Source organism: Megasphaera jansseni (assembly GCF_047974155.1).
GTDB lineage: Bacteria > Bacillota > Negativicutes > Veillonellales > Megasphaeraceae > Megasphaera.
In genome coordinates, this window is sequence record NZ_JBHYRR010000053.1 from 1 (window position 1) to 6287 (window position 6287).

Annotated in this window: 8 protein-coding genes; 3 read left to right on the forward strand and 5 right to left on the reverse strand. The window is 55.2% G+C overall.

The genetic code is table 11. The annotated features are described in order from the left end of the window. Positions 1-176: 176 nt before the first annotated feature. The gene (locus ACE418_RS13160; protein ID WP_416451032.1) at positions 177-359 is read left to right on the forward strand and encodes a hypothetical protein; all 183 of its coding nucleotides are present in this window, start codon (positions 177-179) and stop codon (positions 357-359) included. Here the strand turns inward: ACE418_RS13160 and ACE418_RS13165 are convergent. From ACE418_RS13165 to sugE, 4 genes are all read right to left on the reverse strand, one after another. Beyond that, positions 347-1564 carry a tetratricopeptide repeat protein gene (locus ACE418_RS13165; RefSeq protein WP_416451033.1) on the reverse strand — a complete coding sequence of 406 codons (1218 nt, stop codon included), beginning with the start codon at positions 1562-1564 and terminating at the stop codon, positions 347-349. The genes ACE418_RS13160 and ACE418_RS13165 overlap by 13 nt on opposite strands. After that, a complete protein-coding gene (locus tag ACE418_RS13170) occupies positions 1554-1955 on the reverse strand; it encodes a CGGC domain-containing protein (RefSeq protein ID WP_416451034.1) in 402 nt (133 codons plus the stop codon). The genes ACE418_RS13165 and ACE418_RS13170 overlap by 11 nt, the downstream gene beginning before the upstream one ends. Positions 1956-1969: 14 nt before the next feature. After that, positions 1970-2647, reverse strand: a complete 678-nt coding sequence (locus tag ACE418_RS13175) for a CpXC domain-containing protein (protein ID WP_416451035.1) — start codon at positions 2645-2647, stop codon at positions 1970-1972. A 167-nt stretch (positions 2648-2814) separates the two neighbouring features. Further along, positions 2815-3135: a quaternary ammonium compound efflux SMR transporter SugE gene (gene sugE / locus ACE418_RS13180; RefSeq protein ID WP_416451036.1), complete on the reverse strand. Its 321-nt coding sequence runs from the start codon at positions 3133-3135 to the stop codon at positions 2815-2817. A gap of 257 nt (positions 3136-3392) precedes the next feature. Here sugE and ACE418_RS13185 point away from each other — a divergent pair, with 257 nt between their 5' ends. Next, entirely contained in the window at positions 3393-4259 is an 867-nt protein-coding gene (locus tag ACE418_RS13185; protein WP_416451037.1) for a DMT family transporter, read from the forward strand. Here ACE418_RS13185 and ACE418_RS13190 read toward each other — a convergent pair. Continuing rightward, positions 4233-5084, reverse strand: coding sequence for a LysR family transcriptional regulator (locus ACE418_RS13190; RefSeq protein WP_416451038.1), 852 nt, complete (start codon positions 5082-5084; stop codon positions 4233-4235). The genes ACE418_RS13185 and ACE418_RS13190 overlap by 27 nt on opposite strands. 112 nt (positions 5085-5196) lie before the next feature. Between ACE418_RS13190 and ACE418_RS13195 the strand changes: the two genes are divergently transcribed. Further along, positions 5197-6132, forward strand: a complete 936-nt coding sequence (locus tag ACE418_RS13195) for an AEC family transporter (RefSeq protein WP_416451039.1) — start codon at positions 5197-5199, stop codon at positions 6130-6132. Positions 6133-6287: the final 155 nt, after the last annotated feature.

Sequence of the window (6287 nt, forward strand, 5' to 3'; positions counted from 1 at the left end):
TGGTTTCATAATTTATTTAAATATTTTGACAATTATTCAAAATATTTTATTGATTTTTATATTATAAAGTTATATAATATAAGTACAAACAGAACAGCAAGACAGAAGATGCAACGCAGCATTTATTTCGCCGTTGCATCTTTTGTTGTTTTAGGAGTAAAAAGGGGGCAGTGCTTATGTTGATCTATGGATTGGAACAAGCCTTGATGGTGACGCATGGCTATGAAGTGGAATTCAATCAGAAAAAAGAAACGGCCCACCTGGTACAGACGACCGATGGACCGTGTAAGACGGAAAAGAGTCACTTGGAATATTTGATGGATAAATTGATGAAATTCAAATACAGCTATCGCCGATAAGATTGGAATTGTGCGTAGTTGGCCTGGACCCTGGGATTGGCTGAATTGATCCGGCCTGCTTTTTCCAGCCAGGATCCTGCCTGGTCATATTTCCCCTGGCGGAGATAGACGATGGCCATGGCGTTGGCTGCATCGGCCGACTGCGGCGAAAAGCGCAGGATTTCCTGGAAAGACTGCAGGGCTTCGTCGTCCCGGTGCAGGTCCATGGCCAAGAGGCCGCGATTATACCAGGCCTGCAGATATTCCGGCCGGCAGGCGATAGCCTGGTCGTAACTGGTGAGGGAAGCTTCTGGCTCCCCTCTTTTTTGTTGCGTCAAAGCCAGGTCGTACCAGGCCGCCGGTGACGTCTTGTCCAGTTCCAGGGCGCGCCGGAAGTCCCGTTCGGCCAGCCAGTAGTCGTGGCGGTCGAAGAAGAGGATACCCCGGTAGAGATAGGCCTGGGCATCGTCAGGATGGGCAAAGACTCTCTCGAAGCCCGTGATCAGGCTGTCATTCGTACCGTCCGGCGTCTGGGCTTCCGTCCACATCCAGAGGATTTCCTGGCCGTAATGTTTCCCCGGCACGGCCCAGCGGCCATTGAGGCCCGTCCAAGTCGTGACCTGGCCATAGAGTTCCGGATGTTTTTCGGCCAGCAGCTCATAGCGGGGATCGACGATGGCCGTCTTGGGCCGCTCCGTACTGGCATAGGCCAACAGATGCTGGATATGGGCCCGTACGCCGAGCTGAGGCGTGGCGAAACGGGCACCGGCGACTTTATTGCCCGTCGCACCGAGGCCGCAGAAATTATTCTGGTCCGGCGACACGTCACCGCCATAGGCAAAGTAGCCCGTTTCCTTCAGGGCCTGGCAGAGGGCCACGTCAGGACGGATGCCTTCGCGGCCGGCTTCCTCATAATAGGCCTGGACGACGTCTTCCAGGGGCGCATTCAATTTAGGATGAGGATTGCGCTGGCGGATGAAATGGACCATCTGGCGGGCCGGAATCGTCGCCGGCCCCATAATCGTATCGGCACCGGCCGGAACGTCGAGCATGGGCCGGTCATAAGCCCGGGCCAGTTGCCAGTCGGCCTGTTTCATGGCCTTCGTATCGACGGCTGTCGTCCCTGCGGCTGCCGCTATAGGAAGGGGCAGGAAGGCCAGGCCCCCAGCCAAGAGGCTGACCAGCAGGATGGCTGCTATAAGGCCTTTCTCTTTTCTATAAGGCATGATAGGTTCCCTGCTTCCGTTTTTCTTCAGTCATGCGGGAAATATAGGTCCCGTGAACCAGGGGATAGCCCTTGCGTTCGATGATCTGGGCCATATAATTGCGGAAAGGACAGGGCGGCCGGTGATAGCTGTCGGATACGATGCACGACGCGAAATGAATGGTCACATTTTCCTTGGCATCGCCGTATTTCTTCAGCTTCTTACCCAGATTTTCCAGTTTCGCCGAGAGCCCGGCTCCGCAGCAGCCGCCGCAGGTCATCATGAGGAAGCGCGTATCCGGCGGATAATCGGCAAAAGTATCCTTGCGGTTGACAAAGGTGTTCATGCAGGCATAACCGCTGCAGCGTTTGGTGACGATATCGCATTGGATGACGACGACGAGTTTCGACATGGAAGTCCCTCCCTTTAATTGTACAAGTATTTATTCAAGAACTGCTGCGTCCAGTCCGCATCGACACGGGCCAGGACGGCGTCTTCTGCCGGCAGGTCGGCGGCAAAGTTCTTTTCAAACTGGCCATAGAGCTGGCCCAGGCCGTTGGCAAAGTCGACATAGGCCTGCTGGCCATGGGTCCCGTCGATGAGATTCAGGCGCAGAGAGCCGTCGTCAGCCGTGACAAAATGGCTTTCCGTAACGGTGAAATCCTTTTCCTTTTCTCCGACCTGAGCCAGGGCAGCGGCCTTGGTCAATTCCATCAGGCGGTCGTCGAGACCGGCTTCAAAGATGGCGATTTTTTCCAGCAAATCGGCTTTACTGCGGACCAGGCGGAAGACATAGCCCGCCTTCTCGACCATGGCCTTGAATTTATCCTGGCCGTCGGCCATATCGCGGTCGGCATTTTCCTGGTCCTTATCCGTCGGCGCATAGAAGACCATGAAATGATGGTCCATATCGTGATACAAGAAGCCGTAATCGACTTGGACAGCCGTCCCGCAGTGACCGCAGTGATAGCGGAAAGCTTCCAGCGACTTGACGCGGTCCTTCATGTCCGGATCCAGCTTGGTATTGATACTGTCCCATACCGTAAAGACCCCGGTCTTCTGGCATTTCGGACAGGTAATGGCTACTTCATGATGCATACTCATGGCAGTTCCCCTTTTCTGTTTTTCCCCTATTATACCATAGATTTCGTGGCTCGTGGCTCGTGGCTCGTGGCTAGTGGCTCGCAAAGGCTCTCCTGATAGGAGAGCTGTCAGCGCAGCTGACTGAGAGGTTTCCCCAATCATGACAGAAGCCTCCATGCAACAGCCCTTCAAGCCGCGCTGGTCAGGCGCAGGCCGGCGATACCGGCGATGATCAGGACCAGGGACAGGACCTGCCAGGGCGTCGTCGATTCATGGAAGAGGAAAATCCCGGCTGCGGCCGTACCGACAATGCCGATACCCGTCCAGACGGCATAGGCAATGCCAATAGGCAGATGGCGCAGGGCCAGGCTCAAAAAGAAGAGGCTCCCTATCATGCTGGCCAGGGTAATAACACTCGGTATGAGCTGCGAGAACCCATGAGTATACTTGAGGCCAATAGCCCATCCCATTTCAAAGACACCGGCAATCAATAAATACATCCAAGACATACGAATCGCTCCTTTTCCTAGCCGCCGAAAAAAAAAGTACGCCCCATACTATTCCTTCAAAGGCCTAACGGAATAGTACAAGCGTACCCGGCGGCAATCTGATTAAATTGAACAGCAGCCTCGATGAGGCCACGGCCATTACTTTATCATAAGGTCCCTCCTCTGTCAAGGCGCCATCCTGCCTGCGTCTCCCCAAGAGCTGACAGTTTAGGGAAGATATGGTATATTAGAGTCATCAACCTGAAGGAGGGATGCCCATGAAAAACGCGTACATCAAATTCATCCTGGCTACGGTCATTTTTGGCACCAATGGCATCATTGCCAGTCATATTCCCCTGTCGAGTTACGAAATCGTCCTGACCCGAACGGTCCTGGGCGGTTTGTTTTTGCTATTCCTGGCAACCTGGCGCCACGAATGGAGCAGCCTGCGCCACGTCGCCCGGCCTTCCCTGGCCTGGCTGCTCCTGTCAGGTATCTTCCTGGCCGGAAACTGGCTCTTCCTCTATGAAGCCTATCAGCAAATCGGCGTCAGCCTGGCGACCCTCATGTGTTACTGCGGGCCGATCCTGATCATGATTCTGTCGTATTTCGTCTTTCATGAACCCTTTACCCTCCCCAAGGTAGCCGCCATGGTCATCGTCACCGTCGGCATACTCTGTATCAACGGCGCCGACTTTCAGGCCCACGGCCTGTCGTGGGGCCTGGCCTGCGGCTTTCTGAGCGCCCTCTGCTTCGCCCTGCTCATCATTGCCATGAAAAAAGTCAGCGGCGTCGGCGGCATCCTGTCCCCGGCCTGTCAGCTACTGGTGGCATCACTCGTCGTCGCCGCCGTCACATTGTCCATGCCGACAGAACCGGTCAGCCTGGATATGACCAACATCGCCTGCATGATCTGCCTGGGCATCGTCAATACCGGTCTCGGTTACTACCTCTATTTCTCCGGTGTCCAGCGCCTGTCCGCCCAGAGCGTCTCTATCTGCGGCTATCTGGAACCCTTCACGGCCCTGGCCCTGTCGGCCATCATCCTGGGCGAAAGCCTGACTTTCCTGCAATGGATCGGAGCGGCCTGCATCCTCGGCGGCGTCGCCCTGAGTGAACTATGGCATCCCGGAAAAAAGGGATAAAAATTTCTTCAGCTCTTCTGTCATGCCGTCCGGCCGATAAGCCAGGACGGCATGTTCTGTAAATTCATCACCTAAGGGGATGACGCTCAGGCCGGGATAGGCATCGCTTTCAGGCATGGGCAGGATGGCGAAGCCCTGGGACAGGCTGACGGTCAGGAGCTGTTCCGACAGGGTCTTGCAGGTGCGGACTGACAGGAAATCCTGCTGAAAGGCATGGCGGCAGTGCTGGTGTATCTTGGCCGTGTAGGCCGGGCTGTTGGACTTGGTCACAAAGGGGCTGTGGGCGATGATGTTCCCGACCGTCCCGTAGCGTTCGAGCAGGACCTTGGCACAGATAAAGGACTGGCGGATGGCGAACAGCTTCTGGCAGGTGAAGCGGCTCCGCAGGGACTGGGCATCGGAAAAGAGGAATCCGTCCAGGGTCCCGTTGGCCAGGCTTTCTTCTAACTCTTCGATGTCGTGGAAACTGAAATACATCTTACAGTCGGGAAAGGCTTCTTCAAAGCGGCGCAGCCACAGGGCTTCGATGTACTCCTGCATGGCAATGCCCAGATAGAGGCCTTTCCGCTGTTTCAGGTGCAGGGAGCTGCGCAGGTCCTGATATTCCTGGCAGATTTTTTCCATGCCTTCATAGAAGCGCCGCCCTTCTGCCGTCAGTGATACGCCGCGGTGTTCCCGGCTAAAGAGCCGGCATCCCAACTCTTTTTCCAGCTGGGAAATATATTTGGTCATCGTCGTCTGGGCGATGTGGCAGTTCCTGGCAGCCTGGGTGAAATTGTGCAGCCGTGCCGCTTCCAGGAAGTATTGTATTTTCGTAAGGTCCATAGTCGGTCTTCCTATCCATCACTTTTTTTCATGGCAAAAGTCAAAGGTTTCATTAGTCAGCCTGGCCATACCCATGATAAAATGGGGACGTTTTAGAAAGGAGACTTGGCTAATGGCTTATTTTTCTATTGTCTTATCGCAAATCATCGGTTTCGTCATTTACATTCTCATCGGCATCGCCGCCGTGCGCATGCGCGTCCTGGGCAGCCGCTCGTTAGGGGTCTTTTCGCGGTTCATCACCAAGATATCCCTGCCATTGCTCTTGTTCTCCAATACCCTCAACGGGGCGACACGCCAGCAGTTCATCAGCGCCCTGCCGGTTCTGGCCGTGACGGCCCTGATGTACTTCTTATTATACCTGCTCTGCCGCCTTTTGGCACGCCTCTTCGGGCTGAAAGGCAATGAAAATCACGTCTATCGGGCCTGCGCCATGTTCGGCAACATCGGCTTCATGGGCATCCCCATCATTGCAGCCGTCTTTCCGGAACAAGGGATGCTCTACATCGCCCTGTTCACGGTCATCGACCAACTCCTGCTGTGGACCCTGGGCGTCAACCTGACGGCCCCGGTGGACCGGGAAAACGCCATGTCCATCGCAAACCGCCTGCAAAAGATGGTCAATCCGGCCACCATCGCCATCGTCCTGGCCATCGTCGGCATCTTTACGGGCGTCCATCTCCCGGACCCGGTCAATACGGCCCTGACCAAGGCCGGTGCGCTGACGACACCGCTGGCCATGATTTATATGGGCGGCCTGTTCTGCTACATCGACATCCCCCAGTACATCCGCAGGAAAGAATTCTACGGCGACGTCATCGTCAAGATGTGTCTCTTCCCGCCCATTTTCTACCTGCTCTGCCAAGCCCTGGGCGTAGCCCACGAGGTAACGGTCACGATGAGTCTTCTCGCGGCCCTGCCCAGTATGGCCGCCGTGGTCATGCTGGCCCAGAACCAGCGCTCGGCTGGCAATTACGCCGCCGGCATGATCCTGGTCACGACCCTCTGCTCCATCGTCACTCTGCCCCTGGTCTGCCTGGGATTGGGATAAAAAAATAGGCTGCCCATTACGGCAGCCTATTTTTACGTTGATCGTAGGTCGTTCATCGTTTGTCGTATGGGATTAAAAATTATACTGTACCCATAAGGTTGGACAGCCCCTAAGTGTTTACACCCTCGAAAGTGAACACTCGGACAATACAACCC